The sequence below is a fragment of the Stenotrophomonas sp. 220_Sma genome, from assembly GCF_056487375.1.
Window position 1 is genome coordinate 4,799,095 of sequence record NZ_CM151348.1, and the last position, 26,892, is coordinate 4,825,986.

Consider the following 26,892-nt stretch of genomic DNA (forward strand, 5'->3'; position numbering starts at 1 on the left):
CTCAGCGCTGCCCCCGCAGGCGGCGCCACAGCAGGCGCGGTGCGCGCCAGAGCATGCCGAAGAACAAGCGGGTGTGCATGCGGCTGATGCGCACGTTGTCGCGCCACACATCGAAGTGCGAGACGCCATCGGATGGATAGGTCACGCGCGTGGCCAGGTGCTCGACCGGCAGGTGCCGCCAGTACAGGCGCACCATCACTTCGGTATCGAAATCCATGCGCCGGCCGATGGTTTCTTCACCGATCAGGCGCAGCACCGGCGGCAGCGGATACACGCGGAAGCCGCACATGGTGTCGCGCAGATGCAGCGACAGCGTGTTGATCCAGACCCAGATGTGGGTCGCGTAGCGGCCATACAGGCGCGCCTTGGGAACGCTGGCGTCGTAGGCCGGAATGCCACAGATCACCGCCTCGGGATGGGCGCGCGCCGCTTCGATGAAGCGTGGCAGATCGCGGGTATCGTGCTGGCCGTCGGCATCGATCTGCAGCACGTGGCTGTAGCCTCGCGCGCCGGCTTCGGCGAAACCGGCCAGCATCGCCCCGCCCTTGCCCTGGTTGACGTCCAGGCGCAGCAGGTCGACGCCCTGGCGCTGTGCCAGCGAACGCAATGCTGCCGCGCACGCCTCATGCGAGCCATCGTCGATCAGCAGGCATGGCAGGCCGGCGGCCTGCACGCCGTCGACCACCGCCGCGATGGCGTGCTCGTGGTCGTAGACGGGTATCACCACCAGTGGCGCGAACGCGGCACCGGCAACGGCCGGGTCAGTCCGCATCGGCGAAAACCACCTTGCCGCTGGCATGCACTCCATGGCTGGAGGTGTAGCGAAAGGCCAGCACGCTGCGTGCGGCATCCCAGTCCAGCTGCAGGGTCAGCTCATCGCCCGGGCGGGCCACGTGCTGGAACTTCACCGCATCCATGCGCAGGAAACCGCTCGGCATCGTGAACGCCTGGCGGCCGAAACGCACCGCCCAGTCCAGCTGGGCCACCCCGGGCAGGATCGCCGCCTGCGGGAAGTGGCCCTGGAACGGCCGCAACGCCGGGTCCAGGGTCATCCGCAGCGTGGCGCTGGCCGCATCGCGGTGATCCCAGACCGGCACCGGCATCAGCGGCTGGAACAGCGCTGCCAGTGCCGCCTGGGTGACTTTGCCCTGTGCGTTGATCGGCAGCGCCGGCACCAGCCGCCAGCGGCGCGGCCGGGTGACCGCGTCATGAGCCTGTGCCAGGCGTGTGCCAAGGCGCTGGCCCAGCGCGCGGCGCGCGGCCTCACCGCCCTCCAGCAGCGTCGGGTCGGCCGGTACCACCACCGCGGCCAGCTGCTCGCGCTGCCCGGGCAGCACCAGCACGCGCACGTCATCCACTTCGGCGTCTTCGCGCAACGCACGTTCCAGTGCATCCAGCGAAACGCGGCGCTCTTCAATCTTGACGATGCGGTCGGCGCGGCCCAGCAGGCGGAAGCGGCCATCGGCCAACGCTTCAACGCGGTCCTGGGTACGCCACCAATCCGGGGTTTCCAGATGTGCGGAGGCCACCGCCAGGCAGCCCTCCTCGATGCGCCACTGCACGCCGGGCAGCGGCTGCCACGGCGGCAGGTCGGTGTCCCAGCGGCGCCAAGCGATGCCGCCGGTCTCGCTGCTGCCATAGACCTCGGTCGGTGCCACGCCCAGCCACTGCCGCACCTGGCGTGCGGCTTCTTCCGGCAGCGGGCCACCGGAGGAGAACACCGCGCGCAGGCGGCCATGCAGGCTGGCCCAGTCGAGCTGCTCGGGCAGGCGCTTGAGGTGGGCCGGGGTCGCGACCAGCACCGTATCGGTACCGGCCAGCGCACCCACCAGATCTTCGTGGAAGAACCGGCGTGGATGGATCAGGCGGCCGGCAGCCAGCGGCCACAGCACGCGGAACAGCAGGCCATAGATGTGCTGGTGCGACACCGTGCCATGCACCTGCACGCCTTCCAGCTGCGTGCCGAACGCAGCCTGCAGTGCGTCCACCTCGCGCGTCAGCTGGTCCATGCGCTTGTTGATCGCACTGGGTTGTCCGGTGCTGCCGGAGGTGAACACGCACAGCTCGCAGGCGCGCTCGTCCAGCGCCTGAAGACCCTCGTCCGGTGCGGCGTCCAGCGCCGCCAGCGGACGATAATCGGCGGACACATCGCCTGCGAAACCACTCACCTGCGGCTGCAGCGCCTGCAGCGTGGCCGGCAGATTGTCGGCAGCCAGGAACACCCGCTTGCCGGCATGCCAGGCACCGAACAACGCAGCGGCAAAGGCCACCGCATCATCGAAATACAGGGCCCAGTCACGGCCTGCGGCCGCCGCAAACGCGGCGCGCCAGGCCAGTACGCGCTGGCGGAAGCGGGCGTGGTCGATCACCTCGCCATCGCAGACGCCAACGCTTCGATGCGGCCGCGCCTCCAGCAGCAACCGGTCCAGGGCAATCCACTCAGCCATGCGCGTGCGCCGCCTTCACCCGCCGCCGCACCAGCCACTCACCTGCGAACAACACGCCCATCATCACGTACGCCAACAATCCGTTGTAGAGCATCCAGACCCGGTCCGACGCGTACAGCGCGGTCAGCAGGGCCAGGCTGCCGTTGAGAACGAAGAAGCCGCACCACACCTGGGTGACGCGGCGGGTATAGGCCACCGCGAACGGGGGCAGGTCCGGTTCCTGCAGCCGTGCCAGGCGTTCCACCAGCGGCGGGCCGAAACGCAGGCTGGTGCCGAATACCGCCAGCATCACTGCGTTGACCAGCGCCGGGTACAGCTTCAGCGGCAGGGCCTGGTTGAGCACAGTGGCCAGCACCGCCAGCAGGCCGGTGCCGGCGGCCGCAGCCCACCACAGCGGCTGGCGCGTACTCAGCGCGCGCAGCAGGGCCAGGGTGAACAGCAGCAGCGACAACCAGCGTGGCTCGAAGCGGCCCATCGCCAGGTACACCAGCACCGGGTAGGCCAGCGAGATCGCAGCCACCACGACCGTGCGTGCGCGTGCCATGGTGGAGCCGCCGGCGCTGCGGTCAGGCGGCTGCCTGGTCCGGCAGCAGCCTGTGCACCACATCGACGATGTCCTGCACGGTACGCACAGACTTGAACGCTTCCGGCTGCAGGTTGCGGCCGAGCAACGGCTTCAGCTGAACGATCAGGTCGACCGCGTCGATGCTGTCGATGTCCAGGTCGTCGTACAGGCGGGCCTCGGGGGTGATCCGGGCGGTTTCGATCTCGAAGCTGTCGGTCAGGATGCTGACGATGCGTTCGAACAGTTCATTCTTGGTCATGGCAGGTCCTGGCACCGTTACGACTGGCGGGCGGCGACGAACTCGCCGAGCGCGCGCACGCTGGAGAAATGGCGACGGGTTTCTTCCGAATCGGCCGAGAGGCTCACACCGTACTTCTTCTGCAGCGCCAGGCCCAGCTCCAGCGCGTCGATCGAATCCAGGCCAAGGCCCTCGACGAACAGTGGGGCGGTCGGATCGATGTCCTCCGGCGTGATGTCCTCCAGCGAAAGGGAGGAAATGATCAATTCCTTGATCTCGTGCTCAAGTGCTTGCACGGTTCGGATCTCCAGACAGGTCGAAATAACGAGAAAGGTGCTCGGTGACGCGACGGGCTGCCAAGGCATCCCCCCTTGGCGAGTCGTCTTCGGCCAGAAATGGCGCGATCGGGATATCTTCGCCGATCTGCAGCCGAACGTGAAAGCGACGTGAGGGGACACGATACCACTTCTGCCCCTTGGTCAGCGTTGGCGGGCTGCAGGTGATCCGCACCGGGGTGATGTCCAGCCGGCCGCGGACGGCGATGTTGGCGGCCCCACGCTGCAGCCGCGGCGGCTGCCCGGGCACGCTGCGGGTGCCCTCCGGGAAGATCACCAGGGTGCCGCCGGCATGCACCGCGGCCACGCAGTCATCGACCAGGCCGGCGCCATCGTCATTGGAGATGTAGCCGGCGGCCCGTACCGGACCGCGCATGAACGGGTTGCAGGCCACGGCCCGCTTGACCACGCAGTCGGCGTTGGGCAGCAGCGAGATCAGGCAGACCACGTCGATCAGGGTCGGGTGATTGGCCAGTACCAGCAGGCCGTCGCGCTGCAGGCGTTCGCCGCCCTCAATCTCGTAGGTCATCACCCCCAGCCCGCGCATCAGCCGCAGATGGCTGGCGAAGGCGGCCTGGACCACGCGGCGGGCGCGGCGGCGGCGGACCACCGGGTCGCGCATCAGCAACAGCACCGGCATCACCAGCACGCCCAGCAGCAGGCCGCCCAGGCCAAATGCGACAAAGCTCAGGCCGGTGCCAAACACCCGCCAGGCATGGTCGAGGCGGCGCAGCAGCTCAGCCACGGCGGCTCCAGCGCCAGCGCTGGCCGTGGGCCACGTGTTCCAGCGCCGGCGCGCCGGACAACAGGAACCGGTGCAGGTCCAGCGCATGCGGCAGCAGGCCGGGCGCAGTGCTGGCCTGGGCGTCGGCCGGCTGCCACTGCAGCGACAGCGTCGGTCGGCCCTCTGTCGGGGCGGTCAGGCGCCAGCACCAGGCAAAGAACGGGTCGGGTTCGTCGGCGAACGTCGCGTAAATTTCCGGAAGTGGCGACTCATAGACCACCACCCGCACCTCGCGGGCACCGTCGGCCAGCAGGCCGACGGCCTCCAGGCAGGCCGTCTCCACCGTGGCCTGGCCCGCCGCCAGCGCCAGGTAGTTGCCGCGGTGGCCGCGGGCGATGGAATACAGCGCGGCAATCGCGTTGTGCACGGACAGGCCGAATCCGGTCGGCGACAACGGCTGGTCGCCGACCAGCGCGCCCAGCAGGTCCATCGAACGGGCCACGTCGCCGTGGCGGCTGGCGAACACCAGCGGCACGTCACTGTCGGCGCCCTGCCCGTCCTCGCACCAGCACGCGGCCTGGATCGCCATCCGGCCCAGCCGCTCGATGCGGCGGCGCTGCATCGCCGGCACTTCGGCCAGCGCCGGCGTGTCCGCGCCATGCGGCGGGTACGGCGCATCGGCCCAGCCCAGCCACTGGCTACGCTCACTCAGGCCGGGCGCCCAGGCGGCCCAGTCGACGATGGAGAATTCGATCATTTAGCGATGGTGCTTCAACGGGAGAACGATAGGCACGAGCCATTACGGCGACGCGCGGCGGCCCCCCGTTCCTGCAGCCGTGCGTCCGTCCAGGACGTCGCCGGCTGCCCCCCTGGCCGCCGGAAAGGAGCGCACGCTAGCACGTCCCGCGCAGGGTGTGCAGGTTTCACATTCCCCAACACGGGGCCCGGCACCGGCAGGCCCCGTGTTCAATCGATCAGTGGTAACCGGTGTCGGCGTGCACCTTGCCGCGGAATACCCGGTAGGACCACGCCGTATAGCCGAGGATGACCGGCAGCAATATGACCAGCCCGACCAGCGTGAAGCCCAGCGACGACGCCGGCGCGGCGGCCTGCCACAGGGTCATCGACGGTGGCAGCAGATAAGGCCACATGCCCAGCACCAGGCCGAGGAAGCCGAGCACGAACAGGGCCAGGCTGAGCAGGAACGGCGGCAGGTCACGGCGCGGGTGGGTGGCACTGCGCCACAGCGCGGCGGCTACCGCCAGGGTCAGCAGCGGCACCGGCGACAGCCACCAGAAGTTGCCGTCGCTGAACCAGCGATCCATCAACCGCGAATCGAGGAACGGCAGCCAGCTGCTCACAAGGCCCATCGCCGCGATCACCGCAACCACCAGTGGCCGGGTCATCTGCCGCGCCAGCGCCTGCACGCGCCCCTCGGTCTTCAGGATCAGCCAGGTGCTGCCCAGCAGCGCATAGCCGGCCACCAGCGCGGCACCGGTCAGCATCGCGAACGGGCTGAACCAGGCAAACGGCCCGCTCTGATAGACACCGTCCACCAGCGGGATGCCCTGCACCAGGGTGCCAAGGATCACGCCCTGGGCAAACGTGGCCAGCAGCGAACCGAGGCCGAACGCCACGCTCCACAACCGGCGCGATCGATGCGCCTTGAAGCGGAACTCGAAGGCCACGCCGCGGAACACCAGCGCCACCACCAGCAGCAGCACCGGCAGGTACAGCGCCGACAGCAGCACCGCATAGGCCTTGGGGAAGGCCGCCAGCAGGCCAGCGCCGCCGAGTACCAGCCAGGTCTCGTTGCCGTCCCAGATCGGCGCGGCGGTGTTCATCATCAGGTCCAGCTGTTCCTCGTCCTCGGCGAACGGGGCAAGGATGCCGATGCCGAGCACGAAGCCGTCCAGCACCACGTACATCAGCACGCCGAAGCCGATCACCGCGAACCACGCCACCGGCAGCCAGGTCATCAGGTCCATGTCAGCGCTCCTCCAGCGGTTCATCGGCGGCCGACAACGGACGTGCCGGGGTATGGCTGCCATGGTCCAGCGACGGCCCCTCGGCATACGGCTGCGGCCCGTGGCGCAGGATCTTCACCAGGTACCAGATGCCCCAGCCGAACACGAAGGCATAGCCAACCACATAGACACCCAGCGACAACGCCGTCATCCACGCACTCTGCGGGCCGACCGCATCAGCGGTGCGCAGCACGCCATACACCACCCACGGCTGGCGCCCCATCTCGGTGACGAACCAACCCGACAGCAGTGCGATGAAACCGCTGGGCAGCATCCAGTTCCAGCCGCGCAGCAGCCACGGCGAATCCAGCAGCTTCCTGCGCCACAGCTGGAAAGCCGACACCCAGGCCAGCAGCAGCATCAGCGTGCCCAGCCCAACCATGATGCGGAAGGCGAAGAACACCGGCGTCACCGGCGGCCGCTCGCTGGCCGGCACCGAGGTGAGCGGATCGAAGGTGCCGTCCAGGCTGTGGGTGAGGATCACGCTGCCCAGCTTCGGGATGGCGACTTCGAAGTCGTTGCGCTCTTCCTTTTCGTTCGGCAGCGCGAACACCACCAGCGGCACGCCCTCGCCTTCCTGGGTTTCATGCCAGTGCGCTTCCATCGCCGCGATCTTCATCGGCTGATGCTTGAGCGTGTTCAGGCCATGCATGTCGCCGACGAAAATCTGCACCGGTACGGTCAGCGCCGCGAACGCCACCGCCGCGACCAGCATGCGCCGACCCGCTTCCACGTGCGTGCCCTTGCGCAGGTACCACGCGCCGACGCCACCAATCACGAAACAGGTAGTGATGAACGAGCCCAGCGCCATGTGGGCCAGGCGGTACGGGAACGAGGGGTTGAACACCACCTGCCACCAGTCCACCGGATGCACGATGCCGTTGACCATCTCGTAGCCGGCCGGTGTATGCAGCCAGCTGTTGGACGACAGGATCCAGAACGTGGAGAACAGCGTGCCCAGCGCCACCATGCAGGTGGAGAAGAAATGCAGGCGCGGCGAGACCCGGTCCCAGCCGAACATCATCACGCCGAGGAAGCTGGCTTCCAGGAAGAACGCGGTCAGCACCTCGTAGGTCAGCAGCGGGCCGATGACCGTACCGGCCACCTCGCTCAGCCGTGGCCAGTTGGTGCCGAACTGGAAGGCCATGACGATGCCGCTGACCACGCCCATGCCGAACGACACGGCGAAGATCTTCTGCCAGAAGAAATACAGCTCGCGCCACACGGGCAACTTCGTGCGCAGCCACCGCCATTCGATGAAGGCCAGCCAGCTGGCCGTACCGATGGTGAAGGCGGGGAACAGCACGTGGAAACTGATGACGAATCCGAACTGGATCCGGGACAACAACAACGCGTCCAAGGGACGCCTCCTGCCTGTGACCGGTGGGATACCGGACCACTTTAGGAGGATTTCGTTAAGGTGGGATGCGACCGGGTGACGCGCTGCTTCACTTTGTCGCAGGGAAGCTGGATGACGGGATGAACTGGCTACAGGGGCTTCAGCAGGGTCAAGGGCGGCTCCTTGGCGATTCGCAGGGCCCGGGGTACCAGTGCAGTCAAGCAGGCCGCCATCACCAGCACGACAGCGCTCGATATCGATAACCACAGTGAACCTGTGATGCCATCCTGTGGCGGCCCTATCCACTGCAACGACAACGCGCCGAGCAGGGCCCCCAGTGTGGTGAACAGTGAAACTTCGAACATGATTTCGGCAAAGATCACTGAGCCGCGAGCACCGAGTGTCCGTCGAACCCCAATGGAGTGCCGGCGCCGATCAAGCCAGGCGCCTACGACTCCGGAAACCCCGGCCATCAGCACACCGAGAACGATGGCCGTCATGACCGCGAGCACGGTCGTAGCGAAGCGATCAGCTTTGACGTAGGCGTCGCGATATCCCGCCAGCGTCTCGACACCGGTCGAATTCACGATCCGATAGGGCCGCTGCAGCGCATCGACAGTGCGATCAAGCGATGAACGATCAACCTCCGACTTCCACTTCGCCAGATAATAGCGACTGGCGCCCGTGGGAAGGCCCGGAAGCAGCGCCCACTGCGAGTCCCGCTCATTGCCTCCTGGTGCCGGTCCAGCAACAGACGCAAATACGCCCACGATGACCCGGCTGCTGCCTGGGCCGAAATACAGGTGGCGGCCAACAGCACTCTCCGTTCCGAACAGACGGGCAGCCAGCGCTTCACTGATCAGCACTACCGGAGCACCTTCAGCCATGTCGTCCTCTGTGGCATCCCGTCCCAGGACGATTCCCGCGCCCAGCATCGCCAGCAAGCCAGAGCTGGCAGTTGCCACGGGAATGCGATCACATCCAGCAACGTCTGTCGTACCCGCGTTCATCGAGTACGCCATGGCCGACTCGCTGGTGCACACGCCGTATCGATGGGCTCTTCCCCCGAACGGAACAGCGTCGCTCACAACCGTGCCCTGAACACCGGGCAGCCGGATCGCGGACAGGTCTGCCCGCAGCACTGCAGCATCAGCGCCTTCTTCGACATCCGAGACCCTGACCACACCAATCGATACTGCGTCCCGGATGCTGCGGGTGTTCAATCTGGCGAAGCTGTCCAGCACAGATTGCAGTGCGAACGCACATGCCAGGCTTGCAAGCGCAGCCTGCACTGCAAGCAGTGCGGCGCTTCCCAGATGTCGTCGAGTCTCCCTCATTGATTCGAACATTTCAGGCAGCCCCCTTCGCGAAGGCACTCGACAGTGAGCTGACCCTGCAGATTTCAAACGATGGGACAAATGAACAGAGCAACGTCGTGACGACTCCCAGACCAGCCGCCATCAGCATTGCCCCGGCATGCATCGCTGTTATCGCGCTGGGCAGAACGTCTCCCGCAGCAACCACCCGGATTCCCAGCGTATAGGTGACGACAGCGAGCGCACCGCTTGCGACGCCCGCCGCGATGGATTCCCACATGAGCTGGATGAACACGTCTCGGCGTCGTGCTCCCAGTGCACGTCGTATCGCGAGCTCCCGCCGACGGCGCCCCAGACTGAAGCTCAGCAGCGCCGCCGCGTTGACGATGCACACGCCGAGCAGGATCAGCGACAACCGAAGCTGCATCCTGGCCTGCTCCGGAACCAATCCCAGCCTGTCCAGCCAATCCATCAACGGCCAGAGTGCCACCTGCTGGGTGCCTGGCTCGATCCGAAGCCCCTTTTCCTGCGCATAGGCATTCAGATTCGCGCGGTAAGCGGCGACATCATCTGCGGTGGGCAGCCACGCCCACAATTGAAGCCAGGAAACATTGGCCCCTGCAGGATCCGTGTCCTGGTCACCACCCCAGATCGCCGTCCCGTCCACAACGGTCAGCTTGTCTGCGATTGCGGTTTCAAGAGGCAGGTAGATCTCGTCAGGCTCCACAAACGGTCTGCGCGTGAGGTCTCCCTGAAACATAGGCACCGGATGCCAATCCTCCGCGACACCCACCACGGTATAGGTGCGTCTGCCCAGGTCCAACTGATGACCAACACAGCCCTGTGCACACTCGCGCTCTGCGAGCACACGCGACAGAACCACGATTCGACTCGCAGCATGCCCCTCCTCGGCGGTCCATGCGCGCCCTTGAACAACGGCAATGCCGAGGACACTGAAGACTTCGGACGTGGCGAACCTGGCGCGCAATCTTGCGCTGGGCTCTCCCGGCCGGGAGAGCGTCACCGCGCCCCCTGCCATTGCTGCCTGCTTCCACGTCCGGCCTTGGTTCAGAAGCACCTTCGCGTCTGGCCAGGTCAGTGACTGACCAAGATCCGGAGAGCCACTGCGCAGTGCATCTGGACGCGCGTCAAGGTAGGGGCGGAACAATGCCGAGCTCCGGCCTGGAGCGGGATCCGACGATGCCTGGAGAACAATGGAAAGCATCACGGTGGTGATCCCTACCCCCGCACCCAGCATGAGAGCGATTGCCAGATGAGTGCCGACTCGCTGCTTGAATCGAATCAACGACATCTTGATGTAGTAACCGTGCACGTACCCTCCTTGGCCTTTGCAGAGCCCTCAACTTCAACACGAAGGAACTCCCCGTAGAAGAAGTTGCTCCCTTTCTCCCAGCTCACCTATTCCAGCCATGTATGGGCTGCAGGCGCAGAAGGTCAGGATTTCGTTCTCTTGGTACACCAGAATCTCGCCCATCCTGCTGTCGAAAAGTTCCCGGCATGCGCATATGAGAGCGGGAAAGGCCCCGAGATTCGCCTTGGGTCGCCCCCTAGGGAAACTCAGTGCAAACGCCTCTCCGTGGTAGCTACATATGATTGGGATGCCTTGCGGCTGTTCGACGAAGAATGGATGCCACTGCTGCTCCCCTTCTGCGACATCGGAATCACCGTCCCAACGGAAGTAGGACCAGACTGACTTCTGTACGAATTTGTCCAGATGCGACATATCAGGCATTCGATGACCGAACCCAAAAGCAAAACGTGGCGTTCTAATGCCTGGAATACGCTCGGAAAGAAGCTTCCACTGCACATTCAAGGGGAGAAGCGATCTACTCACTCCGCGAGGACCAATTCCATACGTCAGTGTGTGCGCTCGCGATAGAACCGAACCCAAAGCTGTGTGTGCCCAGTTCTCATGCAATCCGAATGCACGAAGACGCTTGCCAATCTCGGTGCAAGAGAGATCGAAGACTCTGTTGATGATGTAGGCGGACCACATGTTAGGAATCGACGTTTCCACTATGGGTTCAATGATCTCAGCCTCCTGAACGCACCAACTTTGAGTCAGCTCGTCCAGATGGATCACACTCACACCCTCGACATCTCTCAGCACGGTTGCGACAACGTCTTCCGGGTCGGAGTGGATGACAATGGTTGGAATCTTCATGCCACGCTCTCCAGCATCTCCCTTTGCACTTTTCGGCCGTACTGGGCCCTGATCTCCTCCTGAATTTCATCCACGACCGCCATCAGCTGCAATGAGGCGGGTGACTCCAGTACGAATAGCGTCGAGATCTTCCGTTCGATGAAGAATCCGCCCGCTACGTGCATCAGTCGTCGCTTCATTCTCCTCCCGGCTTCTTCTCCAATCTCGCCGCCGACACCAACCAATCTCCCGAGAAGCTGATGAATGGCGTAGTAAACAAAAACCGCGTGTGCCAGCGAATGGTTGGGAATGAAATTTCCTGACCATGGTGAAACCGGGCGCACCCTGATTGCACCTGACATGAACTTCCCGTGCACCTCTTCATAGGCGGAGAGATACGAGTGTACGGACTCATGCAGAATTGCCTCTGCGCAAAGATCCACGGTCATTTCTGGCCTGTGAACATTGAGAATTCGGATGCAACCAACATGAATCGGCCGATACTCGGATCCAAGATTGAGTGGTGAAACCTGATCACCCAACTGGATCGACTTCCTCACAAACACACGCCTTGTGAATATTCGAATCAGCAGACCCAGATGTGGAGTGGCTTTATCCACGAGTTCTATGGCGGCTTCCAGCTTCTCCTGGATTACCCCAAGCTCTTCTGGTGAAATACTCATGAATGGATTGCAGAACGTTCCGCTCTCAGGTTCGTTCCGGCGTGCCAGTCCACTATCCACGTCCAGAGCGATCACGCCTCCCACTTTTGCGCGCTCAACCTTTTCAAATCCGAAATCACGCTGCCTTACCACCCACTCCCCTAGTGGGCTTTCGACTTCCTTCCCATGGTGCAACCCTCCCGCTTCTTCATGGTTTGGAGAAATTTGACACTCCGCCCTTGCGGCGAGATGAAGTGCTTCGATGGTCGATACGGGCCTTCCATCTGGATCTTCATGACAGACTCCATCTGGATCATCCATGAATCCAGAAACCCACGGGGATCCAAGCAATCTTCTTCTTGCCGCAGGATCCAGGTTCTTGAACGCTCTTTCAAATTTCTCCACACATTCGTGGTTCTCGAGTTTCTTCGCTCTGAATTTCGAAAGAGCTTCGCCCAAACGACGCGGAGCAGCTTCAAACCATGCATCCAGAAGTACCGAGCAAACGTCAACCGTTCTACGCGGATCCTCAATCGCTCTCCTGATTTCCTCTATGGAAGTTCTCATCAACTTCTCCTTGGTGGCGGACGGCCGCCCCAAGGGCGGCCGTCCGCGTTCTTAGACGTTGAACTTCTGTACTTCAGGAACGACATGCGCGAACTGGAGCTCTTCTGCGTCACCCGACGAGTAGTGACCGCAGTGGGTTCCACCGCTTGAGTAGTTGGTACATTGCACACCCGCGATCTCGCTATCGCTGATTCCTTCTTGCAGCTCCGCCCCGCTGACGAGGTTGATGTCCAGCACAGAGAAGTTCTGGATCTGCGTGAGATCATTGGTCGCACTTTCCTGCGCAGCAGATGCGATTCCGGATAGACCAAGCATTGCAATGAGTGCCGGTGGGAGAAGCACGGATTTGCAGATCTTCGACATTGTTCCGCTCCTTTGAAGTTGATACTGCTGGATATGACCGTGAGCTTGCGCGGCTCCTGGCCAACGTCAGCGGTTGCTGACGATTTAGATTTTTCCAGCAGGGTCATCGACATCAATAGCAGCAGATTTCTTTGCAACTATCCTCAGTGCGAGGACCGTCACGTAGCGTCTGGAGCTGACGCAATCCGTCGGGTGTGGGGGATTGTCCGAGTCAGCGACCTCGGGAATGGCATAGGAAGATTCACGCCGTATGCGACTGGTGTCGGTCTATAAATCGCTTAATGCCAGAAATACCAGACAGCTGCCGCCACCAACGCTCCCAACAACACCACCTGCACCACCACATAACCCACGCCACTGTCGCGCGATTCAGCGGCAATGCGTTTCTGCAGCGCCTCGCTCACATCCGGCGTTTCTTCCTGCTGTGTCTGCTCACGCAACGCCTGCGCCAGCGCGCGTTCTTCCGCATCGCGAGGGTCGGTCGATGGGCTCACAGCAGTTCTCCGGCGGCGGCATGCCGCGTCAGTTCCTGCTTCAGGACCTGGCGCGCGCGGTGCAGGTGGCTCTTGATGGTACCGCGTGCCAGCCCGGTCACCTGCTCGATCTCGACCAGGTCGAAGTCCTCCAGGTAGTGCAGGCCGACGATCAGGCGCTGCGGTGCACTCAACCGCTCCAGCGCCACGCCAAGATGGCGCCCCGCCTGCAGCGCCTCGCTCAGTTCAGCCGGCCCCGGTCCTTCATCGCCGATTCCCAGTTCCTCCGGCACCTCCACCGCCACCATCCATTGCGCCTCCAGCCGCCGCCGGCGCAGGTGCTGCAGCGCGGTGGTGTAGGCCACCCGGGAAATCCAGGTGCGCAGCGAGGATTCAAAACGAAAGCGGTGCAGCTGGCGGAACACGGCCAGGAAGGTCTCCTGCAGCAGGTCGGCCACCTGATCGCGGTCGCCCACCATGCGCCCGATCACATGTGCGCAGGTGCGCTGATGTGTCTCGACCAGTTGCGAAAACGCCGCCTGCGAGCCATCGATGATGGCCCGCACCAGGGCCTGGTCCGCATCCAGCGGTGCGGCGGGTGCCGCCGTCGCCGCTGCATCGTGGCGGCGACGGCCCCGCAGTGCCGACAATGCTTCGCCGAGCAGGCTCATCTGCGGGGCGCCCCCTGTGCCCGTGACATGGGCCGGCTCAGCCCTTGCGTGCGGCGGGGCGGGTGAAGTGCCAGGCCAGCAGCTGGCCCAGGCCAGCACTGCCGACCAGCGCGGCGGCGGCACCGAAGGTCAGGTCACGGGCACCGATGGCTTCCAGCAGGGCCATGGCCAACGCCAGGCAGACCAGGCTGATGCCCCAGCGCAGCGCCCCCTGGCGGCGGCGTTCTTCTTCCAGCACGGCCAGCGAGCGGATCACTTCCTCCGGCACGTGCGGGGCCACCAGCTTGCTGCGGGCGCGGGCATCGGCAATGGCGTGGATCGCGTAGGCGATGCAGATGAAGAGAGTGATCGGGATCAGTTCCTGCATGGTCGGGCTCCTGTTCGGTGGATGATGCGGGTTCAGGAGAATGGATGCGCGAGGCCGGCTACCGGTTGCACCACTTTGCCAATCCCGCTGCCATGACCTGTGGCCCCTGCCCCGGGCCCTTGCGGCTGCTACGCTTGGCCGGTTTCCTCTTCTGGTGCCGTCCGCCCATGTCCCGAGTGCTGCCCCTGTCCCTCCTGCTGTCGGCCGTGCTGGCCGCACCGGCTGCGCATGCCGCGCCGACGCCGATCACCATCCAACAGGCCATGGCCGACCCGGACTGGATTGGTCCGCCGGTCGAGAAGGCCTGGTGGTCGTGGAACAGCCAGCAGGTGGAATACCAGCTCAAGCGCAGCGGCAGCCCGGTGCGCGATACCTTCCGCCAGCCGGTGGCGGGTGGCGTGGCCGCACAGGTGGCCGATGACCAGCGCGGCACCCTGGACGTGGCCGAGCCGGTCTACGACCGCAGCCGCAGCCGCAGCGCCTTCGTCCGCAATGGCGACGTGTTCGTGCGCGACCTGCGCAGCGGCGCGCTGACCCAGCTGACCCGCAGCAACGAGCGCGCGGGCAACGTGAACTTCGCTGCCGACAATGGCGTGATCTGGCGCGTTGGCCAGAACTGGTTCCACTGGACCGCCGCCAGCGGCGTGCAGCAGGTGGCCAGCCTGAAGGCCGAGAAGGATCCGCGCACGCCGCCGAAGGCCGACGTGCTGCGTGACCAGCAGCTGCGCACGCTGGAAACCCTGCGCCGCGACCGCGACCAGCGCGAAGCACTGAAGGACCAGGACCAGCGTTGGCGCCAGGCCGACCCGACCCGCGCGCCGGGCCCGGTGTACCTGGGCACCGACGTGGAGATCGCCGACAGCGTGCTGTCGCCGGACCTGACCCACCTGATCGTGGTGACCAAGCCGAAGGACTTCGATGACGGCCGCGGCGGCAAGATGCCGCTGTACGTGACCGAGTCGGGCTACGAGGAAACCGAAGACACCCGCACCCGCGTCGGCCGTAACGGCTTCGAGCCGCACACCCTGTGGTACGTGGACGTGCGCACCGGCAAAGCCGAGAAGGTCTCGCTGGCCGGCCTGCCTGGCATCAGCACCGATCCGCTGGCCGAGCTGCGCCGCAAGGCCGGCAAGGACGCGCTGAAGGGCGAGCGCAGCCTGCAGGTGATGAGCGACTTCATGGGCGGTGGCATCCGCTGGAGCCCCGATGGCCAGCAGGCCGCAGTGATGCTGCGTGCCAACGACAACAAGGACCGCTGGATCATCAGTGTCAACGCTGCCGATGGCCGCGTGCAGAACCGCCATCGCCTGACCGACAACGGCTGGATCAACTGGGGCTTCAACGATTTCGGCTGGATGGCCGATGGCCGCACGCTGTGGCTGCTGTCGGAGGAATCGGGCTTCTCGCACCTGTACACCCAGGCCGGTACGGCCAAGCCGCAGGCACTGACCAGCGGCAAGTGGGAAACCTCGGCGCCGGTGCCGTCGGCCGATGGCAAGGGCTTCTACTTCCTGTGCAACCAGCAGGCACCGCATGACTACGAAGTCTGCGCGGTGGACACCGGCAACCGCCAGGTGCGCGAGCTGACCAGCCTCAACGGCGTGGAAGACTTCTCGTTGTCGCCGGACGGCCAGCAGCTGCTGGTGCGCTATTCCGGTGCCTACCTGCCGCCGCAGTTGGCCGTGCTGCCGAGCACCGGTGGCCAGGCCCGCGTGCTGACTGACACCCGCACCGCCGACTACAAGGCGCGCCAGTGGATCCAGCCGAAGCTGGTGGCAGTGCCGTCCAAGCATGGCGCCGGCGTGGTGTGGGCCAAGTACTACGAACCGGAAAACAAGGAACCGGGGAAGAAGTACCCGATCGTGATGTTCGTGCACGGCGCCGGCTACCTGCAGAACGTGCACCAGCGCTACCCGGCCTACTTCCGCGAGCAGATGTTCCACAACCTGCTGGTGCAGAAGGGCTACATCGTGCTGGACATGGATTACCGCGGCAGCGAGGGCTACGGCCGCGACTGGCGTACGGCGATCTACCGCAACATGGGCCACCCGGAACTGGAAGACTACAAGGACGGCCTGGACTGGCTGGTCGACACCCAGCAGGGTGACCGCGACCACGCCGGCATCTACGGCGGTTCCTACGGCGGCTTCATGACCTTCATGGCCCTGTTCCGCTCGCCGGGCACGTTCAAGGCCGGCGCCGCGCTGCGCCCGGTGGTCGACTGGCACCAGTACAACCATGGCTACACCAGCAACATCCTCAACACCCCGGACATCGATCCGGAGGCGTACCGCGTGTCCTCGCCGATCGAGTACGCGCAGAACCTGCAGGACAACCTGCTGATTGCCCACGGCATGATGGATGACAACGTGTTCTTCCAGGACTCGGTGAACCTGACCCAGCGGCTGATAGAACTGCACAAGGACAACTGGTCGATCGCACCGTACCCGCTGGAGCGCCACGGCTACGTCCGCGCCGATTCCTGGCTGGACCAGTACAAGCGCATCCTCAAGCTGTTCGAGCAGAACCTGAAGTGAGCAACGCCGCGGCCACGATCCACATCGTGGCCGCGGTCATCCTGGATGACCGCGGCCGGGCGCTGGTGGTGCGCAAGCACGGCGCCACCCGCTTCATCCAGCCCGGCGGCAAGCCCGAACCCGGCGAAGCGCCACTGCAGGCGCTGGCCCGTGAGCTGGACGAGGAACTCGGCGTGCAGCTGTGCACCGATGCCTCCATCGCGCTGGGCACGTTCCAGGACTGGGCGGTGAACGAGCCCGGCCACCGCGTGCAGGCCCAGGCCTGGTGGGTACAGGTGGACGGCAGGCCACAGGCACGCGCGGAGATCGCCGAACTGGCCTGGGTGCCGCTGCAGCCACCGCACGGCCTGCCCTTGGCACCGCTGAGCGAACACCATATCCTGCCGGCCGTCGCCACCCGGGTGACGGCCCGCTGAGCGCGCGGGCACCGATTGCAAGGACACCGGATGTCAATGTCGATCCCGCCGATTCCTTCGCTGGTCCAACCGACCTATCACGCCTGGGTGCGCCCGATCGCACACGCCTCGTTCTGGCTGTCACTGCTGCTCACGGTCTACTTCGTGATGCAGGGACTGCTGCTGTGGCCGCTGCACAACCTTCCGATCTGGCACCTGGTTGAGAGGGAAGTACAACTCCAGCACCTGCACAGCCTGATCTGGCTTCTGGCGCATCCGGTGGCCGCGTCGATGATCGTCGCACTGCTGTGCCTTGCCTCGACACTGGCCAGCTGGGGACTGCTGCGCGAGCGCAGCTGGGGCCTGTGGAGCTTTGTGGCGATCCTGCTGATGAGTGCATTGACCAACTTTGCGATCGCCGGGTGGCTGGACGTGTTCATGCGCGACGTCATCCCGTTTCTCTCCGACGACGCCGTCCTGCAACAGGAACTCCATCTGAAGCGCTGGTTGATCACGCTGACCATGGTGGCCATGTCATTCGTACTCCTCGGCCTGCAGGGCTGGCTGGCCTGGCGCCTGCTGCGACCAGACATCCGCTCGCGCTTCCACTGAGCCACACCCCTTTCCCGCACGACAAGGACCGTCGCATGCGCTTGCTGACCCTTCTCCCCGCGCTGCTGCTGTTCGCCGCGCTGCCTGCCGCCGCCGATGCGCTGCGCTGTGGCGAATACCGCAGCACCGGCGGTGGCATGGCGCTGATATTCACATCACCCAGCAGCGGCTACCGCCGCGACGACGGCAGCGAGCCGGGGCCGCTGTGGGTCGATCGCAGTGCGGCGCAGGCCCGACTGGTCATGCTCGACGATGGCGTGGCACTGCCGGTCCGGATCAGCGCCGATGGGCAGCGCATCGAAGACGACGTGGTGGTCTACACGCTGCGCCAGTCCCGGGGCTGCGCCAGCGAACCCGCCGCGATTGCCGGCAGCTGCCGCGCCGCCGGCAGCCACTGCATTGCGCAGCTGCCCGCGGCTTCGCCCGGCCAGATCCAGCGCGCGTGCGACGAAGGCGTTGGCGCGGGCTGCTCGGCGCTGCTGCGACAACTGCGGGATGGCAGCCCAGCAAAGGCCACCGACGACGTCGGTGCCACGGGCTTTGAACGCCCGCCTGCCTGCCGCGAACACACGCCCGGGCATGACCCGCAGGCCTGCGAGGCGCTGACCAATGATGCATTGGCTGCCGCCATGCAGCGGGTGAATCAACGCCTGCAGCAGGAAGACGAAGACACGCTGGGTTCGCCGCTTCCGGCCGCTGCACGCGATCAGCTGCAGCAACTGTGCCTGCAGCACCGCAGTGGCCGCTTCTGCGTGGAAGTGGCCGCGCAGCAATTGAACGCGCTGGAACCTGCGTTGGCAGTGCAGGCCCTGCAGGTGGTCTGCGATGCGGGCCGCGTCAGTGCCTGCGGACGTACCGCACCGCTGCGTGAACTCGGCACCGACCTGCGCCTGGTGCCGTTGCAGCGGGTGCCGTGCGGCCGTTACCAGGCTGACGGTGGCGTGATCGACATGCTCGACTTCGGTGATGGCGCGCGTGCCCGCCTGCACGAAGGCGCCGTCCAGCTGCAGCAGAACGGCGAAACCCTTGTGCTGCACCAGCTCGGCAATGGCGACCTGCTCGGCATCGATACCCAGACCGGCTACCAGCGTTACCGGCCACTGCGCGACGCGGCACAATGCACGCCCCCGCGCGAGGGCCAGGGTTCGCCGTAGCGCCAGGAGCTTCCCGTTCGATCGTCAAGGAGACGACATGCATTCACCCGCACCGCGCCGCCGCTGGCTGGCCTGGGCCCTGCTGCTGGCCGCGCCGATGGCCGCCGCACAGTCACCACAATGCGGCCTGTTCAAGGCCGACGAAGGCAGCGGCACGCTGCGCATCAGCTCACCGAACCGCGGCGAGCAGAAGCACTTCGGCAGTGCGCCGTCTCCGGTCGCGTTCCAGCAGATCGACGGAAAGCTGCAGCTGGTGAACCTGGAGTACGGCCTGCCCAGTGCGCTGCAGGTGCGCGATCGTGGCCGCACGGTCGAGGTGGATGGCACGGTCTACCTCCTGCAGGCCCCCGCACAGTGCGCCGCAGCCGCCACGCCGGCTGATGGCAGCTGCCTGGCCGATGCGGCCGCGTGCCTGGACAACCGTCGCGAAGCGACCCCGGCCGCGCTGGAAGCAGGGTGCCGGGAAGGCGTGCCCGGCATGTGCCTGCAACTGGCCGATCGTTGGCACGAGGAAGCCAAACCCACGGTCGAGGCCGATCCCGCCCTGGCAAAGGCAGCGCTCGACGCCGCCTTGTCCGGTATCAAACTCCCCGCCGCCTGTGACAACGGTGGCTTCGAACAGGGAACCCCGGCGTGTGCCGCCGCACTCGAGGCCGACCCGGCAGTGCAGGAGCAGCTGGTCAAGGCCGCGATGACGGCCGCCATGACCGAAGCCATGGTGACGATGACGGCACCGACCGTGCCGGTGATCATTCCAGCTGAGCGGCGGCAACAGTTGTTGCGGTTGTGCCGCGAGGTACCGCACGGCGGCTTCTGCACCCGCGTGGCTGAGCTGTCCTGGGACGCGGGAGATCCCCAGCAGGCGGTGCAGGCCCTGGCTGCGGCCTGCACCCCCGGCAATGACACCGCCACTTGTCAGCGCCTGCCGGCGTTGCAGGCGGTGGGCGCATCGCTGCGACCGCAGCCCGCAACTGCATTACCCTGCGGCAACTACCGGTCCGACGGCGGCCTGATGGATACGCTGGACTTCGGCGATGCCGGCCTGGTTGGCGTTGGCTGGAGCAGCCATCTTCGCGCACGCGTCGAAGCGGGCGACATCCGCATCCGCCACGACAGGGGCGGCGACTTCGTGCTGCGCCCGCTGCCCGGCGGCCAGTTGCTGGGCCTGGATAACTGGACCCGCTTCCAGGTGTTCGTCCCCACCGGCGAGGGCCCGACACGGTGCAGTGCACCGAAGCAGTTCAAGGTGCTGCCACTGCCGCAGGATTGCCCGCTGGCGCTGGCCAACGAGGGCGGTGCCGAAGCCTGCTGCGCGCAGGGCAAGCTTCAGGGCTGCAACATTCTCGGCAACCGCCTTGCGCTGTCCGGGAACTGGCTGCAGGCCGCCGAGCACTACACCACGGTCTGCCGCGCCGGCGTGCGCGAAGGGTGCGAGAACCTGGTGACCGCGCAGGGCAACGGCGCGGAACTGGACGCACGGGCAACCCTGGAGCAGCTCTGCAAGGCCGACCGCAGCGGCCTGCACGTGGCCTGCGACGTGCTCGGCACCCAGAACTGGGAGCTGATCACGCTGGGTGGTGCTCTGCAGAAGGCGGTTGACGAGGCAGCCGAGGACGACGCTCCGGCGCCGCGCAACTCCAACCGCAAGCGCTGAGCCGGCCAGGGCCTGCCCGCAGCTTCGGGCGGGCCCTGCGGTAAAGTACGCGCCATGAACGAATTCGAGCGCGTGCGCGCCTACCTCACCGACCTGCAGGACCGCATCTGTGCGGCGATCGAGGCCGTCGATGGCCAGGCCCGCTTCCAGGAAGACCTGTGGCAGCGGGCCGAGGGCGGTGGCGGGCGTACCCGCGTGCTGCGCGACGGTGCGGTGTTCGAGCAGGCCGGCATCGGCTTCTCCGACGTGGCCGGCAGCCGCCTGCCGCCATCGGCCTCGGCCAACCGTCCGGAACTGGCTGGCGCCTCCTGGCGTGCCACTGGCGTGTCGCTGGTGTTCCACCCGCTCAACCCCTACGTGCCGACCACGCATGCCAACGTGCGCTTCTTCCAGGCGCAGCGCGACGGCGAAGTGGTGGCCAGCTGGTTCGGCGGTGGCTTCGACCTGACCCCGTTCTATCCGTTCGACGAGGACGTGCAGCACTGGCACCGGGTCGCGCGCGACCTGTGCGCCCCGTTCGGCGAAGAACGCTATGCCGCGCACAAGCGCTGGTGCGACGAGTACTTCTTCCTGCGCCACCGCAATGAAACGCGCGGCGTCGGCGGCCTGTTCTTCGACGACCTGCACGGCGACTTCGAGCGCGATTTCGACTATCTGCGTGCGGTCGGCGATGGCTTCCTGGATGCCTACCTGCCGATCGTGCAGCAGCGCAAGGACACCGCCTTCGGCGAGCGCGAGCGAGAGTTCCAGCTGTACCGACGCGGCCGCTATGTGGAATTCAACCTGGTCTACGACCGCGGCACGCTGTTTGGCCTGCAGAGTGGTGGCCGCAGCGAAAGCATCCTGATGAGCCTGCCGCCGCGGGTGCGCTGGGAGTACGGCTTCACCCCGGAAGCGGGCAGCGCCGAGGCGCGCCTGGCCGATTACCTGGTGCCGCGCGACTGGCTCTGACCTTCCGGCGCCACGCCTGACGCGTGGCGTCTTCTCCTGCCTGTGGTGCGCCCTGCACCGGACAGGTCCTGCTTTGCCTCCTTCAAGGATGACCCCATGCCTGCTGCTGTTTCCCTCCGCCCCCGCGCTGCGGGCTGGCGCTCCCTGCTGTTGCTCGCATTGGCCTCGGCCAGCCTGCCGGCTGCCGCGCAGTCGATGGCCTGCGGCACCTACAAGGACAGCGGCGGCACTATCACGCTGACCATCGAGAGCGAAGGCCACGCCTTCCTGTCCGGCCCCTACCAGGCCACCGAGGAACTGCGCATCGCCCGCCAGGAAGACGTGCTCGGCACCGGCAACCTGTCCACGGGACGCCTGGAAAACTGGTTCTTCTCGGACAACGACCGCACGATCAACACGCCCTATCGCGAGTTCACCCGTGAGCACGCCGCCGCCTGCAAGACGATGCCCGAGCCCATCGAAGATGGTTGCGTGATGAACACCTCCGAGTGCCTGGAGGCGCTGCCCGAGGCCGCACCGGTGAAGCTGCACGCCTGGTGTGCCGAGGGCGTGGGCGCGGCCTGCTCCCAGCTGTTGGAGACCTACCAGCAGCAGGCCAAGGACGCTGCCCCGGCGCCTGCACGGGCCGAGCCGCCGAAGCCGGAGATCTGCAAGGAGGATTCCGCGTCCTTCAACGCCGAGGGCTGCAGGGCGATCGCCGAGGTGGTCGGGCTGGAGATGATCGGCAAGTCCCTGCTCGGGCTGCAGCATTCGGTTGATCCCGTGTTGCCGTCCGCGCAGCTCGATGAGCTGGCCGCACTGTGCCGGCAGCAGCACGGCGAGACCTTCTGCGCCGACGTTGCCGAGGTGCTGTGGAGTGGCGGGCGCCTGTTGCAGGCCCACGAAGCGCTGCAGCTGTCATGCGCGCAGCGCGCGGACGGCGTGGCCTGCGGCCGCGCCAAGGCGCTTGCCAGCCTGGCCGCTGCGCCGGTCGCTTCACTGGCTCCGGTGCCGGCCACTGCGCTGCCGTGTGGGAGCTATGAAGCCGAGCACGGTGTGCTCTCGCAGCTGCGCTTCCTCGATGGCGGCCTGGTTGAGGCCGAGGGGCGCGACCAGCGCCTGCGCGCGCGCCTGCAGGACGGCCGCATCCTCATCCGTCCCGATGTCGGCAGCGACTTCGTGCTGCAACCGCTGAAGAACGGAAACCTCGCCAGCGTCGACGGCGGCAACCGCTTCGCCTACTACGAGCGCAAGCCCGCCGCAGGCAATGCCAGCTGCACGCCGCCGGTGGCGTTCGTGGAGATCCCGCTGCCACTGGATTGCCCCACCCTGGCACGCAAGGACGGCGCCAAGGCCTGCTGCACCGAGGGCAAGCTGCTGGGCTGCAAGGTTGCCGGCGAAGCGCTGTTCGAGGCCGAGAAATGGGCCGCGTCGCTGCCCTACTTCGAGACGCTGTGCGGCGCCGGTGTCCGCGAAGGGTGCCTGGCATTGGCAGCGGTGTACTCGCACACCGCCGACCCGAAGATCCCGCAGGCCATGGCAGCGATCTGCGCGAAGGATGGCGAGGGCACGCATGTAGCCTGCGATGTGGACGCCACCCGCAACTGGCCGGCACTGAAGGCCGAAGCCGCGCTCTGAGGGCGCGGGAAGGGGTACCCGTAGCGTCGAGCTTGCTCGACGCTACACGTCAGGTGCTCTTCCTCGGGATGATGGTGATGTGCCCGTTGATCTCCAGCAGGGCCAGCTCGACATCCTCCACGCCCAAGCAGCCCTGCTGGCGCATCGCGGCCTCGAAATCGGCACGGGTGACCTGCTCACGGCGCAGAACGGCGTCGAACAGGCGCCCATCACGCGCGATCACTACCGGTTCTCCTTCCACCAGGCGCTCGATGCGACGGCTGCGGGTGCTGACCCAGCCCACCCCGTAGTTGAGCAGGATCAGGGTCGCGGCCAGCAACAGGCCACCGCCCAGCGAGGTATCGGTACCCAGCAGCGCGTTCTGCACCGCGTTGCCCAGCAGCACCACCAGCAGTACGTCGAACGGGGTGATCTGTCCCAGCGGGCGCTTGCCGCTGAGCCGGACCATGCCCAGCACCACGACATAGACCACCACCGCGCGCAGGATGAACTCCCACCACGGCATCGCCAGTGCGAACAGATCGGGCATTGTCTTCCCCTGCGGAGCGGTGGCCCAGCGTGGCGCAGGCCACGGCATCTGGCAACGGCACAAATAAAAAGCCCCGCTGACCAGGGGGAGGTCAACGGGGCCGGGGAACGGGCACTTGGGGAGGAGTCCCCGTTCCGAGATCTGCTCCAGGGGATGGGAGAGATCCACAACAGGCGTTGCGCCTGTCGAGAGTTATAGAAGCACTCCGAACACTAACGGTTCGTGAAGGGGCCCAATTTAATGAACCTCCATCAGGGCAACATTCATGATCGAGTCAGAAACCTCTGACGAATGAACGAATTCACGTCGTTTTCGGCCTGAAACACCCTCAGTGTGCTTCGTCCCAGTTGTTGCCGATGCCGGTATCGACCACCAGCGGCACCCGCAGTTTGGCCGCTTGCGACATGCGCTCGACCACCTGCAAACGCAACTCCTCGACGAAACTGCTTTCGGTTTCGAACACCAGTTCATCGTGCACCTGCAGGATCATCCGTGCCGGTGCGCCGCTGTCACGCAGCCACTGGTCCACGTCCACCATCGCGCGCTTGATGATGTCGGCGGCGGTGCCCTGCATCGGCGCGTTGATCGCGGCGCGCTCGGCACCGGCGCGCAGGCCCTGGTTACGTGCATGAATGTCGTTCAGGTACAGGCGGCGGCCGAACAGGGTTTCCACATAGCCCTGGTCGCGGGCCTGCTGGCGCATCCGCTCCATGAAATCACGCACGCCCGGGTAGCGGCTGAAGTACAGCGCCACGTAGTCCTGCGCCTGGCCACGGTCGATGCCCAGGTTGCGCGCCAGGCCGAAGGCGCTCATGCCGTACATCAGGCCGAAGTTGATCGCCTTGGCCGCGCGGCGTTCGTTCGGGGTCACTTGCTCCAGCGTGCGCCCGAACACCTCGGCGGCGGTGGCGCGGTGCACGTCGGCGCCCTGCTCGAAGGCACGCACCAGGCCCGGGTCCTCGGACAGGTGGGCCATGATCCGCAGCTCGATCTGCGAATAGTCGGCCGCCAGCAGCTGGAAGCCCTCCGGGGCGATGAATGCGCGGCGGATGCGGCGGCCATCCTCGGTGCGGATCGGGATGTTCTGCAGGTTCGGGTCTGACGAGGACAGGCGGCCGGTGGCGGCGCCGGACTGGTGGTAGCTGGTGTGCACGCGGCCGGTGTCCGGGTTGACCATCTCCGGCAGCTTGTCGGTGTAGGTGCTGCGCAGCTTGGCCAGGCCGCGGTAGTCCAGGATCACCCGCGGCAGCTCGTGCTGGTCGGCGATCGCCTCCAGCGCCTCTTCATTGGTGCTGGGCTGGCCCTTCGGGGTCTTCACCACCGCCGGCAGCTTCAGCTCATCGAACAGCACCGCCTGCAGCTGCTTGGGCGAATCCAGGTTGAAGCTACGGCCGGCCAGCTCGGTGGCCTTCTGCTGCGCGGCCAGCATGCGCGAGGACAGGTCCTGGCTCTGCCGGCGCAGTTCGTCGGTGTCGATCCGCACGCCATTGGCTTCGATCGTGGTCAGCACCGGTACCAGTGGCATCTCGATGTCGCGGTACACGCTGTCCAGCGCCGGCTCGGCCAGCAGCTGCGGCTGCAGCGCGCGGTGCAGGCGCAGGGTGATGTCGGCGTCCTCGGCCGCATAGCGGCTGGCTTCGTCGATGCCCACCTGCGAGAACGGAATCTGCTTGGCGCCCTTGCCGGCCACGTCCTCGAACTTGATGGTGTTGTAGCCCAGGTAACGCAGGGCCAGCGAATCCATGTCGTGGCGGGTGGCGGTGGAGTTGAGCACGAAGCTCTCGAGCATGGTGTCGTCGTGGTAGCCCTGCACCTCCACGCCGTGGCGGCGCAGCACATGCAGGTCGTACTTGCCATGCTGGCCCAGCTTCTTCTTCGCCGGGTCCTGCAGCACCGGGCGCAGCGCATCCAGCACCTGCTGCATCGGCAGCTGCGCCGGCGCGCCCGGGTAATCGTGGCCGACCGGAATATAGGCGGCCTTGCCCGGCTCGACCGCCAGGCTGATGCCCACCAGGCGCGCGCGCATCGCGTCCAGCGCATCGGTTTCGGTATCGAAACTGATCAGGTCCGCCTGCTGCAGGCGCTCAACCCAGGCCTGCAGCTGCTCGGCGGTCAGCACGGTCTCGTATTCACCCGGCGCGGCCAGCGCCGGATCCAGCGTGCCGGCGGCCGGTGCCTCGGCGCTGCCACGGGCGAAGCCGGCGGCGGTGCCACGCAGGCTTGGCGTTGCTTCGCTGGCGGCCGTCGGTGCCGGCAGCGGTGCACCCAGCTCCTTCAGCGCCTGGGTGAAGCCGTAGCGCGCATACAGCTCGGTCAGCTCCGGCACGTCCTGCTCGCGCAGGGCCAGCGTGGTCGGGCTGGCGTCCAGCTCCACGTCGGTGCGGATGGTCACCAGCTCGCGGTTCAGCGGCAGACGCTCCAGCGCGGCGCGCAGGTTCTCGCCGATCTTGCCCTTCATGGTCGGCGCGGCGGCCATCACCCCGTCCAGGTGCTGGTACTCGGCCAGCCACTTGGCGGCGGTCTTCGGCCCGCATTTCTCCACGCCCGGCACGTTGTCGACGGTGTCGCCCATCAGCGCCAGCAGGTCGATGATCTGGTCGGCGCGCACGCCGAACTTCTCCATCACTGCGGCATCGGAATCCATGCGGCTGCCGGTCATGGTGTTGACCAGCTCGATGCCCGGGCGCACCAGCTGGGCAAAGTCCTTGTCGCCGGTGGAGATGGTCACCTTCAGGTCCTGTGCCACGCCCTGCAGGGCCAGCGTGCCGATCACATCATCGGCCTCCACGCCGGGAACACGCAGGATGCTGATGCCCAGCGCTTCGACGATGCGGCACATCGGTTCGACCTGGCTGCGCAGCTCGTCGGGCATCGGCGGGCGGTTGGCCTTGTACTGGTCATACAGGTCATCGCGGAAGGTCTTGCCCGGCGCATCGACCACGAACGCCACGTAGGCCGGGCGCTCCTTCAGTGTCGAGCGCAGCATGTTGACCACGCCGAACAGCGCGCCGGTGGGTTCGCCCTGTGCATTGGACAGGGGCGGCAGCGCGTGGAACGCGCGGTACAGGTAACTGGACCCGTCGATCAGGACTAATCTGCTCATGGGTCGATTCTACGCGCCCGTGCCTGCACTGCGACGACACGGCACAGCCGCGGCGATGGGGCATAATCAAGGCTCTTTCCAG

Annotated in this window: 26 protein-coding genes; 7 read left to right on the forward strand and 19 right to left on the reverse strand. The window is 66.0% G+C overall.

Annotated elements, in window-relative coordinates; genetic code table 11:
• Window position 1 precedes the first annotated feature (1 nt).
• From ACZLIB_RS22295 to ACZLIB_RS22375, 17 genes are all read right to left on the reverse strand, one after another.
• Window positions 2-772: a glycosyltransferase family 2 protein gene (locus ACZLIB_RS22295; protein ID WP_071228592.1), complete on the reverse strand. Its 771-nt coding sequence runs from the start codon at window positions 770-772 to the stop codon at window positions 2-4.
• The gene (locus ACZLIB_RS22300) at window positions 762-2,447 is read right to left on the reverse strand and encodes an ApeI family dehydratase (protein ID WP_478468773.1); all 1,686 of its coding nucleotides are present in this window, start codon (window positions 2,445-2,447) and stop codon (window positions 762-764) included. Before ACZLIB_RS22300 ends, ACZLIB_RS22295 begins: the two co-directional genes overlap by 11 nt.
• Entirely contained in the window at window positions 2,440-2,991 is a 552-nt protein-coding gene (locus ACZLIB_RS22305; RefSeq protein ID WP_012512473.1) for a COG4648 family protein, read from the reverse strand. Before ACZLIB_RS22305 ends, ACZLIB_RS22300 begins: the two co-directional genes overlap by 8 nt.
• Before the next feature lie 22 nt (window positions 2,992-3,013).
• On the reverse strand, window positions 3,014-3,271 hold the full coding sequence (locus ACZLIB_RS22310) for an acyl carrier protein (protein ID WP_478468774.1): 258 nt from the start codon (window positions 3,269-3,271) through the stop codon (window positions 3,014-3,016).
• Between the two features lie 17 nt (window positions 3,272-3,288).
• Window positions 3,289-3,546: a phosphopantetheine-binding protein gene (locus ACZLIB_RS22315; protein WP_005411610.1), complete on the reverse strand. Its 258-nt coding sequence runs from the start codon at window positions 3,544-3,546 to the stop codon at window positions 3,289-3,291.
• Window positions 3,533-4,330, reverse strand: coding sequence for a lysophospholipid acyltransferase family protein (locus ACZLIB_RS22320; RefSeq protein ID WP_201117649.1), 798 nt, complete (start codon window positions 4,328-4,330; stop codon window positions 3,533-3,535). Before ACZLIB_RS22320 ends, ACZLIB_RS22315 begins: the two co-directional genes overlap by 14 nt.
• Entirely contained in the window at window positions 4,323-5,066 is a 744-nt protein-coding gene (locus ACZLIB_RS22325; RefSeq protein ID WP_049398632.1) for a beta-ketoacyl synthase chain length factor, read from the reverse strand. Before ACZLIB_RS22325 ends, ACZLIB_RS22320 begins: the two co-directional genes overlap by 8 nt.
• Before the next feature lie 217 nt (window positions 5,067-5,283).
• Complete coding sequence (cydB, locus tag ACZLIB_RS22330) at window positions 5,284-6,297, reverse strand: cytochrome d ubiquinol oxidase subunit II (protein ID WP_478468776.1); 1,014 nt, start codon at window positions 6,295-6,297, stop codon at window positions 5,284-5,286.
• A gap of 1 nt (window position 6,298) precedes the next feature.
• Window positions 6,299-7,696, reverse strand: coding sequence for a cytochrome ubiquinol oxidase subunit I (locus ACZLIB_RS22335; protein ID WP_478468777.1), 1,398 nt, complete (start codon window positions 7,694-7,696; stop codon window positions 6,299-6,301).
• 128 nt (window positions 7,697-7,824) lie between these two features.
• The gene (locus ACZLIB_RS22340) at window positions 7,825-9,012 is read right to left on the reverse strand and encodes an ABC transporter permease (RefSeq protein ID WP_478468778.1); all 1,188 of its coding nucleotides are present in this window, start codon (window positions 9,010-9,012) and stop codon (window positions 7,825-7,827) included.
• Window positions 9,013-9,025: 13 nt separating this feature from the next.
• The gene (locus ACZLIB_RS22345; protein WP_478468779.1) at window positions 9,026-10,324 is read right to left on the reverse strand and encodes an ABC transporter permease; all 1,299 of its coding nucleotides are present in this window, start codon (window positions 10,322-10,324) and stop codon (window positions 9,026-9,028) included.
• Window positions 10,325-10,357: 33 nt separating this feature from the next.
• Window positions 10,358-11,176 carry a hypothetical protein gene (locus ACZLIB_RS22350; RefSeq protein ID WP_478468780.1) on the reverse strand — a complete coding sequence of 273 codons (819 nt, stop codon included), beginning with the start codon at window positions 11,174-11,176 and terminating at the stop codon, window positions 10,358-10,360.
• Window positions 11,173-12,384, reverse strand: coding sequence for a hypothetical protein (locus ACZLIB_RS22355; RefSeq protein WP_478468781.1), 1,212 nt, complete (start codon window positions 12,382-12,384; stop codon window positions 11,173-11,175). The genes ACZLIB_RS22350 and ACZLIB_RS22355 overlap by 4 nt, the downstream gene beginning before the upstream one ends.
• A 51-nt stretch (window positions 12,385-12,435) precedes the next feature.
• Complete coding sequence (locus ACZLIB_RS22360) at window positions 12,436-12,747, reverse strand: hypothetical protein (protein ID WP_478468783.1); 312 nt, start codon at window positions 12,745-12,747, stop codon at window positions 12,436-12,438.
• Window positions 12,748-13,025: 278 nt separating this feature from the next.
• On the reverse strand, window positions 13,026-13,241 hold the full coding sequence (locus ACZLIB_RS22365; protein ID WP_125893349.1) for a hypothetical protein: 216 nt from the start codon (window positions 13,239-13,241) through the stop codon (window positions 13,026-13,028).
• Window positions 13,238-13,891, reverse strand: coding sequence for an RNA polymerase sigma factor (locus ACZLIB_RS22370; protein WP_049462284.1), 654 nt, complete (start codon window positions 13,889-13,891; stop codon window positions 13,238-13,240). Before ACZLIB_RS22370 ends, ACZLIB_RS22365 begins: the two co-directional genes overlap by 4 nt.
• A 37-nt stretch (window positions 13,892-13,928) precedes the next feature.
• The gene (locus ACZLIB_RS22375; RefSeq protein ID WP_005414880.1) at window positions 13,929-14,258 is read right to left on the reverse strand and encodes a hypothetical protein; all 330 of its coding nucleotides are present in this window, start codon (window positions 14,256-14,258) and stop codon (window positions 13,929-13,931) included.
• A gap of 167 nt (window positions 14,259-14,425) precedes the next feature.
• Here ACZLIB_RS22375 and ACZLIB_RS22380 point away from each other — a divergent pair, with 167 nt between their 5' ends.
• The 7 genes from ACZLIB_RS22380 to ACZLIB_RS22410 all read left to right on the forward strand — a co-directional run bounded on the left by ACZLIB_RS22380 (window position 14,426) and on the right by ACZLIB_RS22410 (window position 23,178).
• Window positions 14,426-16,795, forward strand: coding sequence for a S9 family peptidase (locus ACZLIB_RS22380; protein WP_478468784.1), 2,370 nt, complete (start codon window positions 14,426-14,428; stop codon window positions 16,793-16,795).
• Window positions 16,792-17,211 carry an NUDIX domain-containing protein gene (locus tag ACZLIB_RS22385; RefSeq protein ID WP_180847356.1) on the forward strand — a complete coding sequence of 140 codons (420 nt, stop codon included), beginning with the start codon at window positions 16,792-16,794 and terminating at the stop codon, window positions 17,209-17,211. The genes ACZLIB_RS22380 and ACZLIB_RS22385 overlap by 4 nt, the downstream gene beginning before the upstream one ends.
• 30 nt (window positions 17,212-17,241) lie before the next feature.
• The gene (locus ACZLIB_RS22390; RefSeq protein ID WP_049398641.1) at window positions 17,242-17,802 is read left to right on the forward strand and encodes a hypothetical protein; all 561 of its coding nucleotides are present in this window, start codon (window positions 17,242-17,244) and stop codon (window positions 17,800-17,802) included.
• A 35-nt stretch (window positions 17,803-17,837) separates the two neighbouring features.
• A complete protein-coding gene (locus tag ACZLIB_RS22395) occupies window positions 17,838-18,956 on the forward strand; it encodes a hypothetical protein (RefSeq protein ID WP_478468786.1) in 1,119 nt (372 codons plus the stop codon).
• A gap of 37 nt (window positions 18,957-18,993) precedes the next feature.
• The gene (locus ACZLIB_RS22400) at window positions 18,994-20,610 is read left to right on the forward strand and encodes a hypothetical protein (protein WP_164080037.1); all 1,617 of its coding nucleotides are present in this window, start codon (window positions 18,994-18,996) and stop codon (window positions 20,608-20,610) included.
• Window positions 20,611-20,664: 54 nt separating this feature from the next.
• Complete coding sequence (gene hemF / locus ACZLIB_RS22405) at window positions 20,665-21,561, forward strand: oxygen-dependent coproporphyrinogen oxidase (RefSeq protein ID WP_049398644.1); 897 nt, start codon at window positions 20,665-20,667, stop codon at window positions 21,559-21,561.
• Between the two features lie 96 nt (window positions 21,562-21,657).
• Complete coding sequence (locus ACZLIB_RS22410) at window positions 21,658-23,178, forward strand: hypothetical protein (protein ID WP_478468787.1); 1,521 nt, start codon at window positions 21,658-21,660, stop codon at window positions 23,176-23,178.
• Between the two features lie 49 nt (window positions 23,179-23,227).
• Here the strand turns inward: ACZLIB_RS22410 and ACZLIB_RS22415 are convergent, their stop codons facing one another.
• Both ACZLIB_RS22415 and polA read right to left on the reverse strand, forming a co-directional pair.
• Window positions 23,228-23,707 carry a DUF421 domain-containing protein gene (locus tag ACZLIB_RS22415; RefSeq protein ID WP_032129193.1) on the reverse strand — a complete coding sequence of 160 codons (480 nt, stop codon included), beginning with the start codon at window positions 23,705-23,707 and terminating at the stop codon, window positions 23,228-23,230.
• Between the two features lie 328 nt (window positions 23,708-24,035).
• Entirely contained in the window at window positions 24,036-26,810 is a 2,775-nt protein-coding gene (gene polA / locus ACZLIB_RS22420) for a DNA polymerase I (RefSeq protein ID WP_478468789.1), read from the reverse strand.
• Window positions 26,811-26,892: the final 82 nt, after the last annotated feature.